The sequence below is a fragment of the Priestia sp. JSM ZJ58 genome, from assembly GCF_044383985.1.
Taxonomy (GTDB): domain Bacteria; phylum Bacillota; class Bacilli; order Bacillales; family Bacillaceae_H; genus Priestia; species Priestia zanthoxyli.
In genome coordinates, this window is record NZ_JBISEM010000001.1 from 2,056,213 (window position 1) to 2,079,697 (window position 23,485).

A 23,485-nucleotide genomic window follows, 5' to 3' on the forward strand; every position below is an offset into this window, starting at 1 on the left:
AGTCTTATGAAAAGAATTTAATAAAAGGAGGAATAAATATGAGTCAGAATAATCCAGCAGTAGCCTCCGACAAACAAGGTTTAAGCGTACCTAAATACTTAATTATGGCGATTTTAACGCTATTTTCAATTGGCCCTCAGTATTTTTTGAATTTATCTTACACGGTCAATCAAGTATTAATTCAAAATCGATTTGATGCGAGTACACAAAGCTTACTATTGCCATCTATTATTTCTAACTTGGCATTTGGACTTGGGGTACCAATTGGTCCGATGCTTGCGAAAAAATATGGCGTACGTAAAGCATACTTAACGTTCGTTTTAGTCTTTTTAGCAGGTTCGATTATCAACGTTTTTTCTGAAAATGTGGCGTTTTTATCCCTTGGTCGTCTGATTCAAGGCTTAAGCTCAGGAATGCTGTTTTTAACCATTATTCCAGCCGCGCTGATTTCGTTTCCGAATAAAATCCGAAACTTCTTTTTAGTGTTAGCAATCGGTGGACTCTTCGGTTCAACGGCGATTGGAGCCTTTTTAGGTGCTGTATCTCTTAGCATGGATAATTGGCGCTGGGTTTTTGTTTTAGGAATACTTGCTTCTCTTGTCTCTCTGTTTATCGGATATAAGGTATTACCTGCTCATGATCCAACTCAGCAAGAAGATCGACCAGTGGATAAGAAAAGTATCTTTATTCTTAGTCTTATTATGATTTTATTAGTGTATCCACTGTATGAACTAAGATACGAAGGATTTGCTTCTATTCAAGTGTGGCCGTTCTTACTGGCTGCAGCAGGATTAGTTGTCATTTTTGTCTTAGTTGATTTAGCGGCTGAAAATCCGCTAGTACCATTAAAATCGCTGCTAGCCGTAAAACCAGTTGCGGGTACAATTATGGCAATTGGAGGTCATATGGCTTATATTCTAGCCATTGCAGGTATTAATGGCGTCATGCAAAATGTGCAAAATGCATCGTACACCACGCTTTCTTATTTTTATTTATACTTTTTTGTTGGGGTACTGATTTCAGCATTTGCAACGACATTCTTATATGACAAATTTGGTCCAGGTTACCTTGGAGCAATTGGATCACTTCTTATTGTCATTGTAGGATTTAGCTGGGTGAATGTATCAGCTGATACATCACTAGTAAGTTTATATGTTCACATCATGCTCTTTGGTATGGGTGTTAGTATGGCACTGGTATCCGGTGCGCTAGGAGCGGCACTAGCCGGAGATTTACATCAAGCTTCGATGCGTTCCATTTCACTGCACTCCATTCGAAATTTATTAGGAGCCATCGTGGCACCTGTGATTGGGTGGTTTGTTGTTCGACAAAACGCGATTTATTATGAAGATTTCCGAGGACAAATTAGCTCAGTAGATCCTCAGGTGAAGATGCAGCTGTCTGAAATGATTAAACGCTATATGGGTATGGGAATGAGTCAAGCAGATGCAAAAACATCGGCTGTGACGGCTGTTGTAGCAGGCGCTAAAAAAGCGTCAATTTTACATGCGTATCACAACTTATTTTTCATGCTTGGTATTTTAGGCGTAATTATGCTCATTGCTTCACTAAGTAAAGCGTGGAGCGGTGAAAATAGAATTCTTGTTCAAAAAGAAGAGGTTCAAGAAGAAGCTGATCCGCAAGAAGAAAGAAAAATGCTGCCGGCACCTCAAACAGAAGAAACCTCTGTATAATATACTAACTATAGAAAGAAGGAATTCCGATGAGTAAAAGTCGTTTATTGGTTACTAACATTGTTGGAATCATTGTGATTTTATTACTAGTAGGCTTTGGTGGATATTATTTCTACGAAAAAGCAAATTACGTTAAAACAGATGAAGCGCAGGTAGAAGCACCGCTTTCACAAGTCATCGCTTCAGCTAACGGTCAGTTAAGCGAATGGAATGTAAAAGAAGGAGATAGCGTTTCACAAGGTGATTCTGTTGGAAGCTTAAAAGAAGGCGAAAAATCAACAGACGTAACGTCTATGATTGACGGAACAATTATTAAAAACAACGCATCTCAAAATCAATTAGTAAAAGCTGGCGATGTGTTAGCACAAACAGCTGATTTATCTAAAATCTACATCAATGCAAACATTAAAGAAACAGACCTAGGTGACTTAGAAGAAGGAGACAGCGTCGACATTACAGTGGACGGAGATTCAGGTAAAGTCTTTAAAGGCCATGTTGAAGCAATCGGTCGCGCAACAAACTCAGTGTCTTCTATGCTTCCTGCTCAAAATACAGGAAACTATACAAAAGTAACGCAAAAAGTACCGGTGAAAATTTCAATTGATGATGCATCAGATAAAGTTCTTCCAGGTATGAACGCAGAAGTGAAAATTTCAATTTAATAACGGAAAAAAAGCTGCTTCCTCTAAGGGAGCGGCTTTTTTTATGCCTAAACAAATAAAATAAAAAATGTGCTAAAAAGAGGATGTATACAAAGGAAATGTGTGGTAAGATACTTCTTGTTTGAAATTGGATATCGGTAAAGAAGGTGATGGGATGACCGCGGTCGAAACAAAAAAAGGGCCAAAAGAAAAGCTGAATTTGTTTTTCTTAACGTGGCCGATCTTTTTAGAAGTGTTTCTTTTTATGTTAATGGGGATTGCTGATACCTTTATGCTAAGCGCGCTGTCGGATGATGCCGTATCAGGAGTCGGAGCAGCCAATCAATACCTTCACATTGCGATTTTGGTGTTAGAGGTCATTGGTAACGGAGCGGCAATTGTTGTCTCTCAGTATTTAGGATCAAAACGGTATATGGAAGCGTCAAAGATTTCTGCTTTGGCCGTTACGTTAAATTTAGGAGTCGGGCTAGTCATTAGCGCGGGTTTTCTTTTGTTTTCAAGACATATGATGGAAGCGATGAACTTACAAGGTGACGTGCTGTTGTATGCACAAAGCTATTTATCCATCGTTGGAGGAGCTATTTTTCTTCAAGCGATTATTAACTCTCTTGCAGCGATTATTCGCGTACATGGCTTTACGAAGCAGGCAATGTTTGTTTCACTTGGAATGAACATTTTTCATATTGCAGGAAACTATGCTTTAATCTTCGGGAAGTTCGGCTTTCCGGAAATGGGCGTACAAGGAGCAGCAATTTCATCTGCGTTCAGCCGATTCGTTGCCCTTATTGTGTTCTTTTGGCTGCTGTATCAAGTGATGGAATATAGAGTGAAATTTCAATACTACATTACGCTTTCAAAAGAATATATCGGTAAAATTTTAAAAATTGGTATTCCGTCGGCTTTTGAACAAGTGATGTATCAAGGCTGTCAAATTGTCTTTTTATACTATGCAACCTACCTAGGAGCAGAATCACTTGCTGCGAGACAGTACGCAATGAATATTTCAATGTTCATTTACTTATTTGCCATTGCAATTGGAATGGGTACAGCGATTATTGTCGGCCGTTTAGTAGGCGGAAACGAAAAAGATGAAGCGTACCATCGCGTATGGAAAAGCGTCAAATGGGCCAGTGCCGTAACGATGATGATGGTTGTTCTTGTGATGACATTCAGAACACAGCTGATCAGCGTGTTTACAGACAATCCGCATATCATTGAGCTTGGGGCGACGGTGCTGCTTCTGAGCATTGTGCTTGAAACGGGAAGAACGATGAACATTGTGCTGATTAACTCGCTGCGGGCAGCGGGAGATGCCAAATATCCGGTGTTAATTGGTGCGATGTCGATGGTCATGATGAGCTTGCCGCTCGGTTATTTCTTCGTTTTCCATTTAGACATGGGGCTCGCTGGCATTTGGCTTGCCATCGCAGCCGATGAATGGACGCGCGCAGTTATTATGTTTTTTCGCTGGAAAAGCCGAGCATGGGAAAACTACGGACTTATACAGCACGAACAAACAGCTGAAGAACCAACGCCGGTTCAAGTATAAAACAAAACCTCTGCAGAATGTGCAGAGGTTTTTTGCTGTGTAAAAAAACGAAGTAAAGTTGGTCTTTTTACGCAAAAAGCTTTAATTTGTGGGAAAAAACGGGTATGGGTACAAAGAAATGGTTTTATTCTACTTATTCTTTGTTTTAGATAACGGTATATGGTTGGATGACGTATTTAGACATGAGTCTTTTTTCTCTGATTTTCCATTTTTATCTCAATTCATGAAACTAGAAGCATAAAAAAGAGAGTTTTTTCCTATTTAGCTATAATGAGACAAATTTTATACTTATAATTATTGGATTAAACTCGAAATGTGCGGAACAGGAGGAACGATATGGGGTTAGGAAGCGTATTAGACGGACTGCTGGGTGAAGTATCTGGAAGAGTCTCAGATGTAGAAGGGAAAATTTCTAAGCTAAGAACGGCTAAAAGTAAAATTGAGCATGAACAAGCTGTTTCATTAAAAGAAATTGAACACATCAAAAAGCCTGAGCTGGGAGACAAATGGACGGGTACGTTATCGGATGATTTTGACGAAAAACGTACGGCAGCCTACGACAACATAAAAGGCATTTTAGACGGTGATTACGATGGATACATTCGTGAAATTGAAACAAAGATATGGGCGCTAGAAGCTGAAAAAGGAGCTTTGAGTGGCTTGAACGCCGTTATTGGAGAAGCGGATTCTTTATTAGCTAAAGGTGAAGAAGCCTATGACGCAGTAGAAAACAAGATTAGTGAAATTAGAAGGGGGCTGTTTTCATGACAATTAAGCTTGATCACGCTGACGTTATCAAAAAGCTTGAAGCAGTCAGCACAGCGATTGGAAATTTATCCATTAGCAAAATGCCTGACCTTGGAAAAAACAGCCTTGATACTACAGAGAAATGGGAAGCGCGCGAAGAAGAAATTCAAACGCTTATTTCTACTTATATAAAAGCACTAAACAAAAACGTAAAAGATACAAAATCTAATGTAGACTTACTAAAAGAACAAGACGAATCTATTATCCATTCGTAGCAGCAAAGGGGGATGACTGTGGGAAAGGTATACGATGCAAAAGCGCTGTTTGATGTAGCAAAAGACAGGGAAAAAGCCTACGATGAGTTACTAAGCCAGCTGGGTGAACTGAAAAAAGCGCTGCAGGGCGTAGCGGACTTAGATGGCAGCTTAGAAGGAAAAGGCGCTGACAATATAAAATCTTTTTATAAGCAGCACGCCGATACGGCCGGACAGTGGGAAAACTTAATTAAAATGCAGCAAAGCTATTTTTCAACGCTTCACGTTAAAGCTGAAAAAGCAAAGCTATCAGGAAGCACGATTGTAACTGAATCATTTTTAGAAACAGAGCTAAAAAACGCCAATAGCAATGCTAAAGAAATGGTTGCGCAGCAGCACGACGATCTGCAGAGTATTTTAAACGGCATCGATGATATCGTCTCTATTTCAGCGTTTTCAACGAGTGAGTTTAACGATAAAATAGAAGAAGCAGAGAAAAAACGCACCGATACAATTGAAGCAGTGAACCAGCTTGACGCTGAATGGTCAAAAGAATACAGCGAAATGGATGACTTCTATGCGGTAGTGGATACGCTAGTAAGCGGCTTAGAGCTTGCTACGAGTCAAGGAGGAAGTGTCTATCAGCTTGCCTTTGACGAAAAAGCCTATCACGACAGCGAACTGTATAAAGTTCAAACAAAGCTAAACGACTATGCAACTTCATATGTTGACTACAACAAGCAGCAAGAAGAAGTATACGAGCTGGAAAAAAAGCAAGAAGAAGAAGCAAACAAGCCGTGGTACGAAAAAACGTGGGACGCGGTTTCTACCTTTACAGGAGAGGTCAGCGGATATTATGATTATAAACGAGCAGCAGAAGGCGTGGACCCTGTTACGGGTGAAAAACTTTCTACCTCACAGCGCGTCGCAGCAGGAGCCATGGCAGCAGCCGGCTTCATTCCGGTTGTCGGCTGGGTAGGAAGAGCCGCAAAAGGTGGAAAAGCCATCTACAAAACGGCTAAAGGCCTAAGCGCAGCGGATCACGCCCTAGACGCCTACAAATCCGCCAAATCCTTCAAAGTCCTGGAGCAAACCGAAAAAGGCCTCTACGGTCTTGTGGCTGCAAACGGACTAGGAGAATACATGACCGGACGCGACATGTTCGGGAATAAAATCAGTGAAGAGCAGCGTAAAGCAAGTCTTCTGCAAGCATTAGGAATTGCTGGAGCTGGAGCGCTTTCTACGAAGGTAGCGGGGAAAATGGGACAAAGCCTTGCGACCAAAGGAACCGAAAAGCTCAACAACATGCGCAACACGCTTCGCACAAGCGCTGTTGCCAACGTCACAAAGCAAGCCTACCAAAGCGTCAAAAATGCACCGGCCTCTTGGACACAGTCGCTACATAAAACGTATAACAACATCCTAGACAGCAGTATGCCAAGACTGGGGCCGGAGCTAGCACCTGCAGGTCCAGCACTTGCCCAGCAGACGGTGAGAGAGACCTTGCAGAATGTGAAGCAGCAGACGATGCAGATGATTGGTAAGGTAACCTACGATCCTGTTCATAATCGCTATCGCAGAGCTGATGGAAGGTTTATGTCCAAGCGTGATGTGGAGAAGCTGGGTGATTCGGTTAAGGTAGAGACGGTCAAAAAGGTTGATGAGCCTGTAAAAGTAGAGCATGTGAGTGAACGTTCAATTCAAAAGGATACTGAGGGTACTGGTAATGGTAATATCCACTTTGGTAAGACAGATTTGGACGCTTTAAGAAAAAAGTGGAATGTTCCAGAAACTGATACAATAGCGGTAGGTAAAACTGATGTAAAGGAACTTGAAGGGTTGATTTTTGAAGGAGGGTCACCGAAAGTTAGGAAAGAAGCTGGGCTTCCAGACCTTGATGTATCAAATCCAAACAGACCAATAAAATCTTCGGGGAAAATACCATCTGCTACAAGACATGCTGAAGAGGGAGTAGCGAATCAATTTGTTGAGGCAGTCGAGAAAGCAGGTATACAACCTCAGGATGTAGTTGGGATTTTTAAGCTACATCAATCTAACCCCTCTGGGGTATGTCCAACTTGTCTTAGTGGGTTAGGAAATCCTAAAAAAGATCCAGGTATAATAAAACAATTAAGTTTAAAATATCCTAACTTAATTGTTGAGGTAACCTCACAGGCGGTAGAAGGTACTAAAGTCACTGGAAGGTTAAATTTTAGAGTGAAAAATGGTGTATATATTGATTAGGAGTGGGTTAAATGAATCGATTTAATAATTTGAGTGAGGATGCCAAAGTAGTTTATCTATTGTCGCTATCGGACTTGATTATTGACAAGATTTCTAAATCTGAAGGATTTGAAGTAGCTGTTGAGTCATTAGAAAAAGCTTGGGAATGGTTAAAATTTAAGAATATTGACGCATCTAACCTTTATTTATATTTAGAAAACATGGATGAAACAGATATCATGACTTATATGCAACTCGATAATGATGAAGATAATGAAAAAGTATGGATATGTATAGGAAATGCTTTGGCATATACAATTTGGGAGGCGTATCAATATGAACAAGGTAAATATCTCCCACAGACTATTGAAAGTGTTGATTACGAGACTGTCGAAAGTTTCATAACAAACTTTGAGAAGGTTTATGAGAATAATAGCTTGTCAGATGGATTATTACACTTTCTGGAAGAAAATTATCCGAAAGATACTGATAAAAAGGTGGATTTAACTTCAGTAAAGATTTTTATTAATGAATCTATTGAGAAATAAATAACTAAACAACCCCAAAAAATTCATAATTATTTAGTAATCTAAGCACACTTGTTATACTTTTAAAGACTGATTTTACCTTAAATGATAAGAGAGAATCAGCCTTTTAGGTAACAAGTGTTTTTGTTTTTTTGAGATAGTCATACTTTGTGTACTTAAATGATGATTTATTGAAGTTCATAACCCATTAAGGTAGTACCATCAAGGAGTATCGATTTAACTTCATAATGGTGGTACTCCTATAATGGTAAATACTCTTAGAACCCCATAAATTGAATGATGCTTGGGAAGAGGGGGATGAGAGCTACGATACATCCGCACCACGAATTTTTATGGTATTAGATATTTTAAATGAGGATATTGGGAAAATTAAAGTATTGTATCAAGAGCATCAAAGAGATATGCTTACTAAGATGAAATTAATCTATGATGTAAGGATCAGCAATTTTAAAGCTGAATACAAGTATGACTTATATACGCATGATGATATTAAAACAACAAGTCATATTGCTGATGAGTGGTTTGAAGAAGTGAAAAATAATAAGCTTTAATTTCGTATTGATATGTGAGCTTAGTAGAATTCACTTTGGTTTGAATCAATAGATCATCATATTTGATATTCTTTTGAAGTTTTTTGGTATATAACGACTATAAAAGTGCAAGTATCTCTGTAAAAATACGGATGGTGCTTGCATTTTTTATATGAGTATGAAATTGTGAAACAAATTAACTCAATCTATGGAAACCGAAAAAGGAATCTACGATATTGTTACCATAAATGGCTTGAAAGAATACATAACCAGACGCGACATGTTGAGGAACAACATTAGTGCAGGTAAAATAGATAACAATCGTTCTAATGGAATTTGGTTTATTATGGAGAAAGATAAAGGTTGGGCAAATGCTTTGAAGGAAGCTTTTCTAAAAAAATATCGGTAAAAATATTTTCCTGTTAAAAATGGCATTCAATACGCCCTATCAAATTTAGAATAGAGTATCAAATTGAAGGTGAAGAACTAGGGATAGTAACACTTAAAAACCAGAAAGGAGGATAAAACTTATGCAATTGGAAAGCCAGTTACAGGAATTGTATCAAGAAATAGCAGAAACGGTTAATAATATGATTCCCGAAGAATGGGAAAGATTTTATTTTTATGCACAGGTATCAGAAGATGGAGGAGGAACGTATTTCTTTTATAATCAGCCTTCGAATAAAAAAACGTATCATTATAGCTTAGATATTACAGAAAGATTTGTTGTTTCTGAATTAGAATTCTAAGAAAAAGAAGATAAACTTTTGGACCTTAGTAGTAAAGTGAGAGAAGTGTTTGAAGAACATAATCAGGATTTGTGGTATTCCTTTACAATGAGCCTTGATCGAGAAGGAGAATTCTCAGTATCTTTTGATTATACAAATTGGTTTCAAACAGATTATGTTTTTTTAGCGCAGCTCAAACTTTGGAAGTGCAAATATTTAAATGAAGTACCAATAGATGAAAAAACTAAAGATTTAATAGAGCAATATTTAAAAGAGTATCCACATAATCCTATTTAAATCATTAGATGAATTCTGGAAGTGATTTGAGAGAACTAAAGGGATCTCTCTGATACTATGAACTAATGAAGAAGCTGTATAAACAAAGATATCTTAGGAGGTTTCTATGGATAATAAGGAAAGAGCAGTTAAAACTTATGATTTCATTAAGAATGGTGATACAGAACAAGCAAAAGAGATTCTGATTACAGATAAAAGGCTGCTTGAGTTTATAACTCCTTTTGGAACGTGGCTACACGTGGCTGCTAGAGCTGGTAGCCTTGATATGATAAAGTTCCTAGTTGAATATGGGATGGATATTAACACAAATGAAGGTGTACCAAAGTCAGCGCCAATTGCACATGCAGCGAGTGTAGGTGAATTTAGCATAGTTCAGTACTTATACGATAGAGGTGCAATATTAGATGTAAGCGATTCGAGTAGAAATCCTTTATTTTCAGCGATTTATGGTGGTCATCTTGATATTGTAAAATACCTTGTTCAGAGTGGTATTGATATTACTGTAAAGTATACGGGGGATACGATGAAAAATATGGATGCCTGTGAATTTGCGATTGAACGAGGACAAATAGAAATTGCTGAATATTTAAAGCAGAAGGTGGACAGTAGATGGAATTAAAGCTTAATAATATTTATCAAAAGGTGGCCGATAATTTAAAGGAAATGATACAAGAAGACTGGCGAGAAATCTATTTGTATGCAGAAGTAGGAGAAGGTTCTCAAACAACGTATTTCTTTTATTATCCAAAAGGAAGCGATGAACCTATATATAGTCATGATATACCTGAACTATTTGAGGTGTCAGAACAGAGCTACTTAGTGTTATTAGATAAACAGTTAGAGTGCTTTCGTGAGTTGTTAGATGTATTTATAGAAAACAAGCAGGAGATATGGACAAGTTTAACTTTGCATTTAGATCATGATGGGAAATTTGAGATAGACTACGGGTATGAAGATATTCTTACTGTTGACCCGTATGAACAACAGGTGATTTGGGAGTATAAGTACTTAGGGATTATTTCAGAAGATGAATATGATAAAAAGATCATAAAAAAATTTCTTTCCTAATCATAGAAAAGCAAAAGATATATAGACGGAGGAGTTAAGCTCATCATAGTGAGAGAAGTGGAAACGGAGTTTAAGAATGACTAATGCTAATTTCAATAGTTTAACAGAACATGATAAAGTGATATTTTTTCTGGCACTTTCAGAAAAAGTAGTACCGGTACTTTCTCGTAAGGAAGATCAAATTTCAGCCCGGAAAGTTATATGTAAATGCTGGGAATGGTTAAAAGACAAAGAAAATAGTGGAGATACTCTTTATGAATTATTAGATCACGAGGAAAATGGTATCACAATAATTCAAGAGATGTCAGATAATAAAACAGATGTTATAGCCTGGGACTGTATTATTTATGCAGTTGCTTATACTAGTAGAAAAGCATTTGAAAGAAAAGGCGTCGAATATTATCCCGAACCCATTGCTTTAGTTGATGATACATTAGTAGAGCATTTTGTAAATGGTTTTGAAAGATGTATAGAGAATGCGGATAGTTACATAGAAAGACTAACTTCTTTATTAAATGATGATACGAATAGAAAAATCGTGAATGATCTGCGAACAAAAGTGTTAAAAGAACTACGAGTATGACAGTGAAGTTCACTGACCACAACTATTTAAAAATAAAAACGGTAGAAACAGCTAAATTATTGAGGAAGATGTCTATATTAAAAACGACAATAATGGGCAACTAAATTAAGGGGGATATGCTTTGGAGAAAAACAGCGTCAACAAAGCAATAAGAAATGCAATTAAACTTGGTGACATTAACTCAGTCAAAGAATTAATAGGTAGTAATAAAGCAATTCTACACACCATGACTCCATTTGGTAGTTGGTTACACGTAGCAGCAAAAAAAGGACAGATGGAAATAGTAGAGTATCTAGTGCATAAAGGAATCGATGTAAATATAAAAGGGGATATATTTGATGCTTCTCCCTTACGAGTGGCAGCAGGTGAGGGGCATGTAGATATAGTACAGTACTTAATCCAATCTGGAGCAGAATTAGATGTAAGCTCAGCAAAAAGAAATCCATTGTTCGCAGCAATTTACGGTGGTCATAAAGAAGTAGTTGAACATCTAGTTGATCAAGGTATAGATATTTCCGTTCAATATACCGGAGAGAATATCGAGGATATGGATGCGTACCGATATGCTAAGGAATTTGGACAAATAGAAATTGCTGAATATTTAAAGCAAAAGCTGAATGAAAAAGTACAAAAGAGAGTGCTTAAAGATTAATTAAATCGTATATAACAGGTCACAAAGCTAATAAAAGCAAGGAGGTCCATCTCATGCTAGAACCTATATATGCTGAAAACGTAATTGTCGGAGTGGTATATAAAAAGCAGTTTCAATGGTATGTGACCGATCGAGAGCTATGGTATTTGGATTATGTAAAGTTTGCACAAGCTTTTGAAAATGAAGGTGATTCAGCGGTTAATGAATACATCGAACCTGAACGAAAAGGGATCGAAGTTCTTAGCAGTGAAAATGCTGAGCTTTTTTTACAACGTATAGAGTCGTATCAGGCAGACACAACTACTCTTTTAAAGCTGTTTGAAGATAAAATAGAAAGCGTAGATGAAGAAGACGTATTAGATTTTAGCCCTTCGTTTTTGGTGGATTTTGATCAAAAGACGTTTTACTCACTGTTTCCTGAGCCGGCTTCATTTGAAGAATATGTTCCAAGCAATTGGAAAGGAACGTATAAAGACTTTACAGGTTTGATTCCAAAAATAGAAAAGTATTGGGTAAATAAGGACGGAGAAAATTTATTTGAGCTGTGAAAGCAAACAGGGCATGGAGGGATAATGTTGTTTCGTGTTCAAACATTCATTAAGCGTCCAGGTAATTTGATTACGGATTTATCATCTCTATATGAAAAGGAATCGCACTATTTTATCGATATATCGAACGAAGAAGAACTCATTCGTTACGGTAATCAGTTTGATTTTACTTGCCTTGAAGGAGCTATTAAGCTTGAATACTACGGTGAGCCGCTTCTTGATGCATCTGCATGGGATGTTATAGATGGGATGTGGCTTTATTTGTTGGATGCAATGGAGAATTTAAAAGAGACCGGATATGGAGAGATGAATTTTCCAGATCAACCGTTAGTATTAACCTTAAAATCGGCTTCTGAACAGTTTGTACTGTATACCTTGCATACATCTCCTCCCGTAAAAGCAGTGCTTCCAAAACAAGACTTTTTTATGGTGGTGTTAGGAGGAGCGGAGCAGTTTTTTAAAACGATGGAGAGATGTTTTAAAGGGAACTTTCAGTATTTCAGTGAAATCAAACGTATTGAAGCGTTAAAAAGGCAGTAAGGAAGACGAGGTTACTAGTAAAAGATTACAGGAACTATGGCCACATTGTGACGGCAAGTGTAATTACTCGGCGTGCGCTTCCTTTTTCGAGCTGTTGTCCGATAGCACTTGATGTTTGCACCCAATTCACTTCATCAGGATAATTTGTAATCACTCCGTCACTTTTTGTTTTCCACAAAAATGAAGCGGGAAGCCGCTTGGTTCCAGACCACGGTGATATTTTCATTCCGGCAGAATGGACTTGGTGGATAAGAGCAGGCGTTAGGATGTCATAAGACGGGTTAAAGTAAGTGGCAAAAGCGGCGAATTGCTGGATTGAATTTGGGCTTGCGTCTCGCTGTGAAGAAGTTAGTATGCCTATAGGAACGTTTGGGAGAAGCTCATGCATTTTTTTCATGGATGAAACGTTAAAAGACTGAATGATAACGTGATCGAGCTGTCGCTTGTTGATTTCAAAAGCTACTTTTTTTTCAATTCCAGGATAAAGTTCCGGCGCTTTTAACTCTATTAATATACCGATTTTTCCTTGAAATTCATCTAATACTTGCGAAAGAGTTGGAATTTTTTCATTCGTAAAAGAATCCCCTTTCCAGCTTCCTGCGTCCAAGCGCTGAAGCTCCGCGTACGTTAACTCTCGAATGTGTCCGCTTCCGTTTGTCGTTCGGTCTACGGTACGGTCATGCATAATAACGAGTACACCGTCTTTGCTTTGCTGCACGTCAAGTTCAATGTAATCCGCATTCATTTCTAACGCTTGGTGAAAAGCAGCCATTGTATTTTCAGGTGCGTAGGCAGAGGCTCCTCGGTGCGCGATATTTGTGAGTTTTTCTTCCGTGCGTGCAAAAGCAGAAGAGGCGATTGAACAGCATAACAAGGCGACGGCGCTTAAACCAGCTAAATATTTTTTCATCACATTTCTCTCCTATGCGTTGGTATAGAAATAGCGTAACGAAAAAATGTGATGCTGATATAGAGGAAGTGTGTAGAAAACGTTGACATTTCGTAAAGAAAAATAGGGATTTTTTCATGATGATGTTTACAAAAAATGCGTAAACGAATAGCGATTTTAATCAAACGTTAAGGAAACAGCGCTATAATAGAAGGTGTGAAAAAAAGAATAGGAATTTCTTAGAAAATAGTTGTATAATAGGTGAGTCAGTCAATGAAAGGAATGGAACATGGATATTCAGTACATACATGCGTTTACGATGCAAACGAAAGAGGAGTGCCGGACGCTTCAGCAAAAGCTAAAAGCACAAATTGATTTAACATCACGCGTCAAAATGACGCATATACATAACTGTGCTGGTGTTGATGTTGCGTACTGGGAAGAAAACGGCATATCTCACGGAGCGTGCAGCATTGTAGTGGTTGATTATCAGACGAAAAACGTTGTGGAAAAAGTGCACAGTGTAGGAGAAGTAACGGTTCCTTATCTTCCTGGGTTTCTAGCTTTTCGAGAGCTTCCTTTAATTCTTGAAGCGGTTAAAAAACTTCAGGTAGAGCCCGACGTGTTTTTATTTGATGGCAACGGATATTTGCACTATGAGCACATGGGAGTAGCCACACATGCTTCGTTTTTTCTCAATAAACCTACCGTTGGAATTGGGAAAAGCTATTTAAAGATCAAGGGACATGATTACGTTATGCCTGAAGATACAGAGGGCGCTTATGAAGATATTGTGATTGATGATGAAGTTTATGGTAGAGTAGTAAGGACAGCCAAAGGGGTAAAGCCTATTTTTCTGTCGTGCGGAAACTATATCGATTTGGACATGTCATATCAGCTTATGATGCATTTTATTTCAAAAGAAAGTAAGCTTCCGATTCCGGTCCGCCTAGCGGATCTGCATACGCATGAGCTGCGGAAAAGGTACCGGCAGTCAACAGGGAAGTAAGCTGTTCATAGTGAGTTCATAGTTTCCTTTTATACTGATGGTTGGAATATAGTAGTAGTGTAAAATTATTAAAGAATGAGTAAGGTGATTAAAGGTGAGTTCATTTATTACGAGTATTTTGGATTTTTTAACGAGCCTTGGCTATTTAGGTATTGCGCTCGGCTTAATGATTGAAATCATTCCAAGTGAAATTGTACTAGCCTACGGGGGGTATATGATTTCTCAAGGCATGATTAGTTTTCCAGGAGCAGTCATTGCCGGAATTATTGGCGGAACGATTGCACAGTGGTTTTTATATTGGATTGGAGCCTACGGAGGACGTCCGTTTCTTCAAAAATACGGCAAGTACTTATTTATTCATGATAAGCATATCGACCTTGCGGAAAACTGGTTTAATAAATACGGCGCGGGCGTGGTTTTCTCCGCTCGTTTTGTCCCGGTTGTTCGACACGCGATTTCGATCCCTGCAGGTATTGCTAAAATGCCGTTTTGGAAGTTTACGTCTTTAACCGTGTTAGCGATGATTCCTTGGTCGATTTTATTTATTTACTTAGGCGGAAAGCTAGGCGAGAACTGGGCGAACATTGAAGACGTAGCAAGCAAATATACGCTTCCGTTTGTAGTTGCGGCATTTGTGATTATTGTTCTTTATTTCGTATTCAAACGCACGCGTACAAAGCGCGTATAAGATCGTTTTTGGACTACAAGCATGGCGAAAAGCCATGCTTTTTTTGCATGCGCAACCAGAAGCTCTTTTATTTGCTCATGACTTCTTCAAGTGCTATTATTTTTCATACGCACTAAAAAAGGAGACGATTTAACGTGGTACAAGAAATTGTATTAAATGATACGCCTATTCAAATTTACAGCTATGAACAAGAAATTGTAAAAGGCAAAACAAAAGTTTCAGTTGATTTTAAGGTAACAAGTGAGGAATATCATGATATTACTACACTTTTATATAAAGGTACTTTTCATGTAAATGTCCCAGAAGAAGATCTGGATTTCCAAGGAACGATTCATCAGTACTCTACGTCTTTTACAAATTTATATGAAAAAGGCCAGGTAGGGGATTTTTCATTAAGTTTAATTGAAGTGAACGAATAAGGAGCAGATGCGTGATGAAAGTAAGTATACTTGACCAATCGCCCGTTTCATCCCATCAGACTCCAGCGGAAGCGTTAGAAGCATCCATGCAGCTGGCCAAGGCTGGTGACAAGCTTGGCTATGAGCGCTACTGGATTGCAGAGCACCATGATTTGTCTGGACTTGCCTGTTCGGCTCCTGAAGTGATGCTTGGCTATATCGGCGCACAAACTAATAGAATTCGAATTGGATCGGGAGCGGTGCTGCTGCCTCACTACAAGCCGTATAAAGTAGCGGAAACGTATAACATGCTCGCAACGCTGTTTCCAGGGCGCGTTGATTTAGGGATTGGGCGCGCGCCGGGTGGATCGGCTGAAGCAACAAATGCGCTGTCGGATAACTTCTTGCAGCAAGTATTTAAAATGCCTGAACTTGTTGAAGAGCTTCTGCAGTTTTTAGACGATAAATTTCCAGCTGAACATGAGTACGCCAAGCTTTCAGCTTCGCCGCTTCCGCCTGTCTCTCCAGAACCGTGGCTGCTTGGCACAAGTAAAAAAAGTGCCGAGCTCGCTGCTAGAAACGGAATGGCCTATACGTTTGGACAGTTTATGAGTGAACAAGACGGTTCAGCTATTATTGATCAGTACAAGCAGGCTTTTCAGCCAAGACAGAGCGGGAATCAGCCCTATGCGATTGTCACTGTATCGGTCATTTGCGCTGAAACAACCGAGCAAGCGCATCGCATCGCAACGAGCTCACTTCTATGGAAAATTCAACAGGATAAAATGGAAGCAAAAGGTGTGCCTTCTATTAAAGAAGCGGCCAGCTATCCGCTTACAGAAGAAGAAGAGAAAAAAATGAAGAAGATGAAAGAAGCTATGATTATCGGAAACCCGGAAGAAGTACACGTCCGTCTTCAAGAAGTTCAAGCACGCTACGGAGCGGATGAACTCATGCTTGTCACCATTACGCACGATCCGGCTGACCGATTAAAATCATATGAGCTTGTCGCAGAGAAATGCAAAAAATAAGAGCCAAATGTCGGCTCTTATTTTTTATGCCCGTAATAGTACTCAAATAAGTGCTGAAATGCTTCTATAGCACGTAAAAAAGAAGCGGCGTCTTGGCGGTCTTCTATTAACCAGCACGTGCCTAATACAGAATGAGCGTATCCCCACAGTAAAATGCGTTTTTTACTTACGTTCAGTTCTTTTACAAATATATTGATTCGATGGTCAATTGCCTCTGCTACGTTTGTCTTAGGCAGATGATTTAAAAGAAAAGGGATAATTTCGTACTCTTTTTCTCCAATCAACCCTTTTGGATCAATTATTTTCCACGCTTCACCAGACTGTAAGATGTTATCATGATGCAAGTCTCCGTGAAGCAAAAAAAGCTGCTGAGAAGTCCGGTTTAATTCAGAGAAAACGGCTAGCGCGTGTTGAAGCGTTTCGGAAGAAAGAAAATCAATGCCGCTTGGATACATTTGTGTATACTCTCGAAGCTGCTTCTCTCTTTTAACGGCTGTTTCTTCGATAGTGGAGTCTGATTGAGGCATGCGCCACAGAGATTTCATGAGCCGAGCAGCGATTAACGCAGCCTCTTCTTTAGTTGATAAAGAGGAAAGCGGGCATCCGGGAGACAGCTTTTCAAGCAGTAGAATGCCTTTTTCAGCATCGCTGTCCACTATTTTTACCGTGTTCTCACCAGCTATTGCTGTCAGTGCTTCTTGCTCATGAAGCAGCTCTGAAGGCTCTACAAAGAGTTTTACAACTAGTTCGCTTCCATCTGCTTTGCGCGCAGGAGCAACAAAGTGGTAAGAAAGAGGGAAGTGACTGTGAATGGTGATATGCCATCGCTGTTCGCAGTAGCGAATCAGCTGAGGAAAGTCAGTTAGCCACTTTTGGCCTTTATGAGAGTGAAGGTGAGTAATTGTATCACAAAATGTTTGAGGCAACGTATGCATGCGTTTATCTCCTTTGTCGTTTCCAATTTTTTCTGATAAACTCATCATATACAGCCTACATAGAATCTGTAAAGAAGGAGGAGATCCTATATATGAAGACAAAGAAGGTGAAATCCCCTTGGGCTCTCGTTGGGTTTCCGGTTTATATCATTGGATTTTCACTTTTACTTGCTGAAGGTGCACCGGAATGGGTAGAAACAGTGAGTAAAATCATGATCGCTCTTGGAATCATTTTGCTTATTATTGCAGGAATTGATCTTAAAAAACGAAAAAAATCAGCACAAGCCTAAAAAACTGCCGTTTGGCAGTTTTTTTATTTGGAGAAAGGGTAACAGGATAACTAGATAAAAATGTTGAATTATTATTCTTTTTGATGTATAAATATAATATAGAAAGCAACGGTATTGAGAGGAGAATGAACGTGTCTTACGTAATAAAAAAAGAGGTTCCGTTATTTGAGCAGTTTGCTGCTTTGCATGAAGCGAGCGGATTACATAAAAGTAAAAAAGGCAATTATACAAAAGAACAGCTGTTTGAAGCGGCAGCCAACAGCTGGTTTAGAGTCGGTATTTATGATAATGAACAATTGATTGCATTCGGTCGTATGATTTCAGACGGAATTTACCAAGCGCTTATTTGCGACGTGATGGTTGATCCCTCGTACCAAAACAAAGGACTTGGAAAGCAAATTATTCAAGAGCTGTTGACGAAATGCCAAGAAAGCGGAATTGAATCGATTCAGCTGTTTGCAGCAAAAGGAAAGCATCATTTTTATAAAAAATTAGGATTTCAAGAAAGAGAAGAAGACGCGCCAGGCATGTCGCTTGTTATGTAAAAAAGCTCAGTGATCAATCATACTCACTGAGCTTTTTGTATTATGCCGTTTTTAAAACCGTACTTTTTTGGACTAAATTCCAAGCAACTTTTACTAAATAAACAACAAGCAAAACGTTTAGCATCGACGTAGCAAACATAGAAAACGGGTATGACGTGCTGTTTTGCATATTACTGTCGCCGTATAAAACAAAAAAAGTGTTCATAAAAATACTGATGCTAAATCCAAGGGATAAGTAAAGCAAGTTTTTGTCTTTTAAATAAATATAAGCCACTAAAGCAAGCGCTGCTGCTGGAAATAAGTAGCGTTCATGCATGCTTGAAGAAAACGTAAATACCCCTGAAATTTGAATAAGCGCTGCAAGAGCGGCGTATTTAAAGCTCCGTCCTTTTATATAAATAAGCCAAGAAAAAATAGTTGTCGCGACGATAAAAATAAGTCCCCACGTATGATAGCTGAAAAACAGCAGCGTTGCAGAGCTGTCTTTATAGTTTGCGCCTATTAAACTATAAAAGTTGTAGGCGTTAACAGAAGCATACGGGTACTCTCCAATGGTGGATGAAAATAAATCAATAATCCACGTTGGACTTTTTCCGACTGAAAAAGGCAATAAAATCACCCCAGCAGTGAAAGCCGCCGTTAAAGCAATGCCGAAGAAATGCTTCACTTGCTTCAGGCGAATGAGCTCGAAAAACAAAATAGGCAGGATAATAATCGCCTGCGGCTTCATTAAGACCGCTGCTGTAAAAATAACGGCCGACGCGTAAATTCGTTTTTCCGTAATCATTACAATGGCTAGGACAATAAGTAAAGTGAAAAATGAATCCACTTGTCCCCAAAACGTTGAATTAACTAAGATGGCCGGATTAAATAAATACCCAATTGCTAACAGGTATGCAAAAGAAGGTGCCAAGTATTTACGAGCTAAACGATAGAGTAAATAAGATGTGACAACATCTGCTAAAATAGGCGGAATTTTAATCAACAGCGAAAAATACTGCTGAAAATCCGGTAAACTGCCAACTTTCCCAACGATAAACAAGATATAAATATAAAACGGCGGATAATCGCTTCCGCTTTTAGCGTAGAAATTTGAAAAATGATTAGCCGCAACCGATGCCCAGTTTTTGAAAAGCGACGCATCCATATGAGAGCCTACCCACGGAATCAGTGCAATCCGAATAAATAAACCAGTGCCAAGTAATGACCATAAAATAACGCGAGAATGCCCTATCGAATGATGCCATTTCTTTTTCTTTACTAATCCGTAAACGAGAGCTGCTGCTATAAAAAAGCCCACCGTATAAAGAGCTAGCGGCGTTTCATAGTCTTTATTAGCTCCTTGACTTCCGGCACCGTTATCCATAGATAGATTATGAAAAGGCGTTACGTGTTCTCCGGAATTGCTGGGTGAAGCAGGACCGTTTCCTGAAGGAAGACGATGATCTCTTGAGTTATTATCAAGAGCAGATATACCATTCGTAATCTTTTTTAACTGATGACTTTCTTGAATTGAAAATAAATGTTCTTCTCCTTTATAGTGTGATAGTGAAACGATACTGAAAACAAATGCTAAAAGAAAAGCTGCCGTTACGATAAAAGCCGTTCTTTTTTGTAGTATGTTCATATAAAATCCTCCGATGACAATGTATCGAATAAGTAGTAGTGTGTCTCCATACTATAAGGGGAGTTGGTGAAAATAAAGTGAAACTTCTTTAATAAAGAGCGGAAGAGAGAGCATAAAAAAACAAGGCCTTAGAAGACCTTGTTTTTTATATTGCTTATAGTACAGCATCAAACTTATTTACTTTCCACTGTGAACCAGATTTATAAAATGTAACGGTGCGTTTTACACTTCCTCCGTCAACTGTTGGAACCGTAAATTGATAAGAGCGAACATCGGCGCGCTGATAAGTTAGTTTTGCTTTTGCTTTGTTCCACTCTAGCATGCTGAATCCGTCACCGACAGGACGAGCAAGCTTTCCGTTATATGTGATGTAGCGATAATTTGTTAATCCTTTTTGAATAGCACTGTTTGTAAACGTTTCAGATAAGTAGCTTACTAGTTTGCTTTTTGTATTAAAATCTTGACAAAGATATGAGTACTGAGTGCCTTTATAATTAAATGTTTTTTGAGTACATAAATTACCTTTAGATCCATGAAGTGCATTCCAGAAATGGTTGCTTGCGTTTGCTGCAATTTTTACCGCATTAGTCGTTGATAGATTTTGTGATGTTGCTTGAGCTGTAACTCCTGTGCTTAGTGAAAAGAAAAGAGCAAGTGATGCTAAGATTATTCCAAATTTTTTCATTTCCATTTCCCTCCTACTCATTCATTGAAATATATGTAACATTCATGCTGTTAATATTACAATTGTTACATTTATATTACAATAATTCTTTAAAGAAATAAAGAGTATTTCTTATATATGTTTGAATTATTCCCGTATTTTCTTAAATAAAACGTAGAATTAAAAGAAAACATATAAACAGTATGTCAATTATGTGTCACATATTTCGTCGCTTTACAAGTTCGTATATAATAGGAATAAATCGATCAATATGCTGATTTAGATAAATAGGTCAGGCACAAAAGGAGAACGTAAACTAATGGGTGTTTCAGAAGTGACATCAGGAATTATTATTACCACTGCCGTAATTGCTATTGTGATTATTACAGTTGGTGTTTTGGCTACAATGATTGCGATTGCGAAGAAAGCAAATAAAAAGTAAGTGTGTAGAGGAGAGTTAGTATAATAACTAATTCTCTTTTTTTTGAAAAAAACCTATCGCTATTTTTATAATAAAAATGCATAAATAACGCGTGCATTATTCATAGAAAAAAGCAGGAAATTTACGTTTTGAAGCTAATAGATACATAAGGCAAGCTGCGCACTTTCATTACAAAAACAATGGAAGGGGTTCTAACAGACTTCAAGTGATATCGCCTATTTTATGTCATAATGAATGATATTCATTAACACAGCATCTTAGACGCACTTTATAACCAAATAATGAGGAGAGTGGTTGAGTTGCAACGACAAAAAGTAGCAGTGAATGGAGAAAGGTTAAAAAATACGCTTGAACGATTTGCCGATTATGGACGAACACCTAATAACGGTGTAACCCGCCTAGCGCTGTCAGAAGAAGATCGCCTAGCACGAGATTATTTTTGCTCATGCTGCCGGGATCTTGGAATGGATATTAAAATCGATGACCTTGGATGTATTTACGCCACGCTTGAAGGACTAGAAGATAAGCCGCCTGTTGTGATTGGCTCACACATGGACAGCGTAAAAAAAGGCGGAAGGTTTGATGGAATCCTCGGTGTAGTTGCAGGGTTAGAGTTAGTAAGGACGCTGGTTGAACATAATATTAAGCCGAAGGTGCCGATTATGATTGTTAACTTTACGAATGAAGAAGGAGCGCGTTTTGAGCCTTCTATGATGGCTTCAGGTATTTTATCGGGCAAGTTTCAAAAAGACGTTATGATGAAGAAGACAGATGTTGACGGCGTGAAGTTTAAGCAAGCCCTTCAATCATGCGGATATGAAGGCGATAGAAGTAACCGTCTTACTGAAGCATCGGCATTTGTAGAATTACATATTGAGCAAGGGCCTATTTTAGAAAGAGAAGCCAAATCAATTGGTGTAGTCGAGTGCGTGCTCGGAATGGTATGCTATGAAATTGAAGTTACGGGGGAGTCAGATCACGCCGGGACGACGCCGATGGATATGCGGAAAGATGCGCTATTTGCAACTAATAACCTGATTGCTGAAGCTCGTCATGAGCTCGGCAGATTGGATTCAAATTTAGTCTATACAATGGGTCGTATGAACGTACTGCCTAATATTCATACCGTTATTCCAAATAAAGTGATTTTTTCGCTTGAAGCGAGACATACGGATGAAGATGTCATTGCATCCGTGGAAAAAATTATTCAATCACTGCCTGATCAAGCGGAGCTGTTAGAAGGGTGCGAAGTGCGGGTGACCAAGCTTTGGGGACGCGATACCGTGTGGTTTGATAAAACGGTTTGTGATGAAGTGGAAGAGTCGGTTCGTTCGCTAGGGTATTCCTACAAGCGAATGGTCAGCGGAGCTGGACATGACGCACAGTTTTTAGCTAGCTATATTCCGACGGCTATGATTTTTATTCCGAGCGTAAACGGAAAAAGTCATTGTGAAGAAGAGTTCACTCCTTGGGAAGAATGCGAAAAAGGTGTAAACGTACTTTTAGAGACGGTGATTAAGTTAGCTCAGAAGTAACAGGACGAAAGAGTAAACCTGCGGAGGTTTGCTCTTTTTTAGTGCTTAGAAAGACTGCAAACTATCGCATTGAACTTTTGGTTTATTATGGCTACAATAAATGAGAAGCATCCAGATGGATGTGAAAAAAGGATGTGAAAAAAAGTGAGATCTTCTCACTTGCAGAAATGAAAATTACTATTATTATTGCAGATGATAATTCGTTTATTCGAGAAGGAATGAAAATTATATTAAATACATACGAGGAATTCGACGTTGTCGCTACTTTAAAAGATGGTCAAGAAGCCGTTCAATATTGCAAGAATCACTCCGTCGATATTGCATTGTTAGATGTAAGAATGCCTGTTATGGACGGTGTAGAGGCTACAAAGCTTATTTCAGAGTCAACGAAAGCAAAGCCGCTTATTTTAACTACGTTTGATGACGATGAATATATTATTGATGCTGTAAAAAACGGAGCTAAAGGCTACTTGTTAAAAAATACAGAGCCAGAGCGCATTCGAGACGCAATCAAAAGTGTGTTCAACGGACATACGGTGCTGCAAGATGTTGTGCTTGATAAAATTAAATCAAGTTTAAACGCTGCAACTGAGCGCGAGTCAAAAGCGGATATGACACAGTTTACCGAGCGTGAAACAAGCATTATGACACTGATTGCCAAGGGGCTTTCAAATAAAGAAATCTCTAAAACCCTTTTTATTTCAGAAGGTACCGTAGCAAACTATATTAGTTCGATTTTAAGTAAAACGGGACTTGAGCACCGTACTCAAATTGCTATTTACTATTTAACCGGTAAAGGGAAGTAGGAC

At 38.6% G+C, this 23,485-nt stretch carries 26 protein-coding genes and 2 pseudogenes; 24 read left to right on the plus strand and 4 right to left on the minus strand.

The features are described from left to right. Positions 1 to 38: 38 nt before the first annotated feature. From ACH6EI_RS10945 to ACH6EI_RS11015, 15 genes and pseudogenes are all read left to right on the plus strand, one after another. Positions 39 to 1,694 (plus strand): MFS transporter, encoded by a 1,656-nt coding sequence (locus tag ACH6EI_RS10945; protein WP_099331079.1) that lies wholly within the window; start codon positions 39 to 41, stop codon positions 1,692 to 1,694. Positions 1,695 to 1,723: 29 nt separating this feature from the next. Continuing rightward, entirely contained in the window at positions 1,724 to 2,356 is a 633-nt protein-coding gene (locus ACH6EI_RS10950) for an HlyD family secretion protein (protein ID WP_025751627.1), read from the plus strand. A 154-nt stretch (positions 2,357 to 2,510) separates the two neighbouring features. After that, positions 2,511 to 3,905 carry an MATE family efflux transporter gene (locus ACH6EI_RS10955; protein ID WP_099331078.1) on the plus strand — a complete coding sequence of 465 codons (1,395 nt, stop codon included), beginning with the start codon at positions 2,511 to 2,513 and terminating at the stop codon, positions 3,903 to 3,905. Positions 3,906 to 4,241: 336 nt separating this feature from the next. After that, positions 4,242 to 4,673 carry a YwqH-like family protein gene (locus ACH6EI_RS10960; protein ID WP_013057382.1) on the plus strand — a complete coding sequence of 144 codons (432 nt, stop codon included), beginning with the start codon at positions 4,242 to 4,244 and terminating at the stop codon, positions 4,671 to 4,673. Then, a complete protein-coding gene (locus tag ACH6EI_RS10965; RefSeq protein WP_013083474.1) occupies positions 4,670 to 4,927 on the plus strand; it encodes a YwqI/YxiC family protein in 258 nt (85 codons plus the stop codon). The genes ACH6EI_RS10960 and ACH6EI_RS10965 overlap by 4 nt, the downstream gene beginning before the upstream one ends. 18 nt (positions 4,928 to 4,945) lie before the next feature. Beyond that, positions 4,946 to 7,150, plus strand: coding sequence for a ribonuclease YeeF family protein (locus tag ACH6EI_RS10970; RefSeq protein ID WP_224980216.1), 2,205 nt, complete (start codon positions 4,946 to 4,948; stop codon positions 7,148 to 7,150). A gap of 11 nt (positions 7,151 to 7,161) precedes the next feature. Beyond that, positions 7,162 to 7,677, plus strand: a complete 516-nt coding sequence (locus ACH6EI_RS10975; RefSeq protein ID WP_098999559.1) for an Imm6 family immunity protein — start codon at positions 7,162 to 7,164, stop codon at positions 7,675 to 7,677. Between the two features lie 240 nt (positions 7,678 to 7,917). Beyond that, positions 7,918 to 8,228, plus strand: a pseudogene (locus ACH6EI_RS10980) (DUF600 domain-containing protein); the annotation flags it as partial. Between the two features lie 515 nt (positions 8,229 to 8,743). After that, positions 8,744 to 9,232 (plus strand): annotated as a pseudogene (locus tag ACH6EI_RS10985) (immunity protein YezG family protein). A gap of 106 nt (positions 9,233 to 9,338) precedes the next feature. Then, the gene (locus tag ACH6EI_RS10990; RefSeq protein WP_108674766.1) at positions 9,339 to 9,851 is read left to right on the plus strand and encodes an ankyrin repeat domain-containing protein; all 513 of its coding nucleotides are present in this window, start codon (positions 9,339 to 9,341) and stop codon (positions 9,849 to 9,851) included. Further along, positions 9,842 to 10,300 carry an antitoxin YezG family protein gene (locus tag ACH6EI_RS10995; RefSeq protein ID WP_048019167.1) on the plus strand — a complete coding sequence of 153 codons (459 nt, stop codon included), beginning with the start codon at positions 9,842 to 9,844 and terminating at the stop codon, positions 10,298 to 10,300. Before ACH6EI_RS10990 ends, ACH6EI_RS10995 begins: the two co-directional genes overlap by 10 nt. A gap of 76 nt (positions 10,301 to 10,376) precedes the next feature. After that, a complete protein-coding gene (locus ACH6EI_RS11000) occupies positions 10,377 to 10,883 on the plus strand; it encodes an Imm6 family immunity protein (RefSeq protein ID WP_098600014.1) in 507 nt (168 codons plus the stop codon). A 121-nt stretch (positions 10,884 to 11,004) separates the two neighbouring features. Then, positions 11,005 to 11,535 carry an ankyrin repeat domain-containing protein gene (locus ACH6EI_RS11005; protein ID WP_047750818.1) on the plus strand — a complete coding sequence of 177 codons (531 nt, stop codon included), beginning with the start codon at positions 11,005 to 11,007 and terminating at the stop codon, positions 11,533 to 11,535. A gap of 53 nt (positions 11,536 to 11,588) precedes the next feature. Beyond that, a complete protein-coding gene (locus ACH6EI_RS11010; RefSeq protein WP_108674765.1) occupies positions 11,589 to 12,083 on the plus strand; it encodes a hypothetical protein in 495 nt (164 codons plus the stop codon). Positions 12,084 to 12,110: 27 nt separating this feature from the next. Then, on the plus strand, positions 12,111 to 12,623 hold the full coding sequence (locus ACH6EI_RS11015) for a hypothetical protein (RefSeq protein WP_108674764.1): 513 nt from the start codon (positions 12,111 to 12,113) through the stop codon (positions 12,621 to 12,623). Between the two features lie 34 nt (positions 12,624 to 12,657). On the opposite strand, the gene ACH6EI_RS11020 is transcribed toward ACH6EI_RS11015, so the two are convergent. Next, a complete protein-coding gene (locus tag ACH6EI_RS11020; protein WP_045291777.1) occupies positions 12,658 to 13,533 on the minus strand; it encodes a glycerophosphodiester phosphodiesterase in 876 nt (291 codons plus the stop codon). A 268-nt stretch (positions 13,534 to 13,801) separates the two neighbouring features. Between ACH6EI_RS11020 and ACH6EI_RS11025 the strand changes: the two genes are divergently transcribed. The 4 genes from ACH6EI_RS11025 to ACH6EI_RS11040 all read left to right on the plus strand — a co-directional run bounded on the left by ACH6EI_RS11025 (position 13,802) and on the right by ACH6EI_RS11040 (position 16,638). Continuing rightward, positions 13,802 to 14,521 carry an endonuclease V gene (locus tag ACH6EI_RS11025; protein WP_108674763.1) on the plus strand — a complete coding sequence of 240 codons (720 nt, stop codon included), beginning with the start codon at positions 13,802 to 13,804 and terminating at the stop codon, positions 14,519 to 14,521. A gap of 94 nt (positions 14,522 to 14,615) precedes the next feature. Then, on the plus strand, positions 14,616 to 15,209 hold the full coding sequence (gene uptA, locus ACH6EI_RS11030; RefSeq protein ID WP_014459791.1) for an undecaprenyl phosphate transporter UptA: 594 nt from the start codon (positions 14,616 to 14,618) through the stop codon (positions 15,207 to 15,209). A 134-nt stretch (positions 15,210 to 15,343) separates the two neighbouring features. Next, the gene (locus tag ACH6EI_RS11035) at positions 15,344 to 15,628 is read left to right on the plus strand and encodes a DUF3219 family protein (protein WP_014459792.1); all 285 of its coding nucleotides are present in this window, start codon (positions 15,344 to 15,346) and stop codon (positions 15,626 to 15,628) included. A gap of 14 nt (positions 15,629 to 15,642) precedes the next feature. Further along, complete coding sequence (locus tag ACH6EI_RS11040) at positions 15,643 to 16,638, plus strand: LLM class flavin-dependent oxidoreductase (protein ID WP_108674762.1); 996 nt, start codon at positions 15,643 to 15,645, stop codon at positions 16,636 to 16,638. A 17-nt stretch (positions 16,639 to 16,655) separates the two neighbouring features. Here the strand turns inward: ACH6EI_RS11040 and ACH6EI_RS11045 are convergent, their stop codons facing one another. Next, a complete protein-coding gene (locus tag ACH6EI_RS11045; RefSeq protein ID WP_034269115.1) occupies positions 16,656 to 17,573 on the minus strand; it encodes an aminoglycoside phosphotransferase family protein in 918 nt (305 codons plus the stop codon). A gap of 92 nt (positions 17,574 to 17,665) precedes the next feature. On the opposite strand from ACH6EI_RS11045, the gene ACH6EI_RS11050 reads away from it, so the two are divergent. Both ACH6EI_RS11050 and ACH6EI_RS11055 read left to right on the plus strand, forming a co-directional pair. After that, positions 17,666 to 17,863: a hypothetical protein gene (locus ACH6EI_RS11050; protein WP_034269118.1), complete on the plus strand. Its 198-nt coding sequence runs from the start codon at positions 17,666 to 17,668 to the stop codon at positions 17,861 to 17,863. Between the two features lie 125 nt (positions 17,864 to 17,988). Continuing rightward, positions 17,989 to 18,408 (plus strand): GNAT family N-acetyltransferase, encoded by a 420-nt coding sequence (locus tag ACH6EI_RS11055; protein ID WP_205826977.1) that lies wholly within the window; start codon positions 17,989 to 17,991, stop codon positions 18,406 to 18,408. 40 nt (positions 18,409 to 18,448) lie between these two features. Here ACH6EI_RS11055 and ACH6EI_RS11060 read toward each other — a convergent pair whose 3' ends face one another. Then, complete coding sequence (locus ACH6EI_RS11060; protein ID WP_108674761.1) at positions 18,449 to 20,035, minus strand: MptA/MptB family glycosyltransferase; 1,587 nt, start codon at positions 20,033 to 20,035, stop codon at positions 18,449 to 18,451. Positions 20,036 to 20,189: 154 nt separating this feature from the next. Further along, positions 20,190 to 20,726 (minus strand): IseA DL-endopeptidase inhibitor family protein, encoded by a 537-nt coding sequence (locus tag ACH6EI_RS11065; RefSeq protein ID WP_108674760.1) that lies wholly within the window; start codon positions 20,724 to 20,726, stop codon positions 20,190 to 20,192. A 292-nt stretch (positions 20,727 to 21,018) separates the two neighbouring features. Here ACH6EI_RS11065 and ACH6EI_RS11070 point away from each other — a divergent pair, with 292 nt between their 5' ends. From ACH6EI_RS11070 to ACH6EI_RS11080, 3 genes are all read left to right on the plus strand, one after another. Then, a complete protein-coding gene (locus tag ACH6EI_RS11070; protein ID WP_013057357.1) occupies positions 21,019 to 21,141 on the plus strand; it encodes a hypothetical protein in 123 nt (40 codons plus the stop codon). A 299-nt stretch (positions 21,142 to 21,440) separates the two neighbouring features. After that, complete coding sequence (locus ACH6EI_RS11075) at positions 21,441 to 22,676, plus strand: Zn-dependent hydrolase (protein ID WP_108674759.1); 1,236 nt, start codon at positions 21,441 to 21,443, stop codon at positions 22,674 to 22,676. Between the two features lie 167 nt (positions 22,677 to 22,843). Continuing rightward, a complete protein-coding gene (locus ACH6EI_RS11080) occupies positions 22,844 to 23,482 on the plus strand; it encodes a response regulator (protein ID WP_028408271.1) in 639 nt (212 codons plus the stop codon). Positions 23,483 to 23,485: the final 3 nt, after the last annotated feature.